Here is a 1,236-nt window from a genome sequence, read left to right on the forward strand (position 1 = left end):
CGAGCCCCTCCTCCGACCCTCGACCGGCCGACGCGACGACCCCGGAGGCCGCTCCGGTCGCTCCTCCGCAGGCCGTCCCCGCACCGCCCACGGGCGCCCTCTCGTACGCTCTCGGCTTCCTCGCGTTCATCGGGATCCCGTTCCTCAGCCTGATCGTGGGCGGCATCGTCATGGCCTCCGTGTACCCGTCCGCCCGGAGGAAGGGCGGGCTCGCCGCCGAGAACGCGCGGAACGCGGCGAACTGGGGTCTGACGGTGATCCTGATCGGGGTCGTGACGCTCGGCGCGCACGTCGTGCTGCTCTTCGCCGCCTCCGACACCCCGCTCGCGAAGGACTTCTATCCGATCGGCATCCCGATCACGCTGTTCGCCGTGCTCTGGCTGGTGCACTTCGTGCTGATCATCTGCGGACTGGTGAAGGCGAACCAGCGCGAGGTGTTCCGTCCGCGCATCGCGATCCCGTTCCTCCGCCCGCCCGCGGCCTGAGCTCAGGCGCCGACGGGCCAGAGGTAGTCGAGCCCCGGCGGCGTGCCGGGGAACAGCGGGCCGTAGTGGTCCTCGTCCTTGACCACGAGCTTCGAGCGGTGCGAGAGGTGCAGCCGCTCGTCGCCGAACCACGGCGGGAGCGCGTAGTCGCCGGTCAGGTAGGCGGCGAGATCCTCCGGGGTGGCGGCGAGGGCCTCCTCGGTCTTCACGAGGCACGTGTCGGCGAAGCCGCGCTCCGTCCACTCCGCGCAGGTCTCGCGCTGGTAGGTCATCAGCGCCGGTCGGTAGCCCCGCCACATCCGCGTGACGGGGTGGTTCTGCCAGCCGTACCCCGGGACGGTCAGCGCCCGCATGACCTGCAGCGTCTCGACGCGCTGCTTGCCGAGCCGCTTGCCGTCGAGGGCGCGGACGCTGCGGTAGAAGTCGGGGTAGGGGAGGAAGGTCTGCACGCCTCCCAGTCAACAGCGGCCCGTCTCCCTCCGGCCACCCTCCCGTCACGCCGATGTCGCCTGGCGTGCGTAGCGTCCGGGGCATGACCGGACTCCCCCTCCTCGCCACCGACGACGTGCAGCTGCGCTGGGCGCGGCCCGAGGTCCTCGACTCCGCCCGCCACCGGATGCTGCGCCTGCTCACCCTCGCCGAGCGCCTGCGCTACGAGGCGACGAGTCGACGCGAGGTCCGGGACGGCTTCCTCCTCGGCCGGGTCCTCGTGCGCGAGCTTGCCGCCGAGACGCTCGGGATCGATCCCCTC

At 72.0% G+C, this 1,236-nt stretch carries 3 protein-coding genes; 2 read left to right on the forward strand and 1 reads right to left on the reverse strand.

The annotated features are described in order from the left end of the window. A partial coding sequence (locus tag C5C82_RS17070) for a DUF4870 domain-containing protein (protein WP_104355434.1) occupies nucleotides 1-485 on the forward strand: 485 nt, incomplete at its 5' end. A 2-nt stretch (nucleotides 486-487) separates the two neighbouring features. Here C5C82_RS17070 and C5C82_RS17075 read toward each other — a convergent pair. Further along, a complete protein-coding gene (locus C5C82_RS17075; protein ID WP_104355435.1) occupies nucleotides 488-934 on the reverse strand; it encodes an MSMEG_6728 family protein in 447 nt (148 codons plus the stop codon). An 83-nt stretch (nucleotides 935-1,017) separates the two neighbouring features. Between C5C82_RS17075 and C5C82_RS17080 the strand changes: the two genes are divergently transcribed. Next, nucleotides 1,018-1,236: hypothetical protein (locus C5C82_RS17080; protein ID WP_219814868.1), on the forward strand; the 219-nt coding region annotated here is incomplete at its 3' end.

The sequence above is a fragment of the Rathayibacter sp. AY1D5 genome, from assembly GCF_002932515.1.
Taxonomy (GTDB): domain Bacteria; phylum Actinomycetota; class Actinomycetes; order Actinomycetales; family Microbacteriaceae; genus Rathayibacter.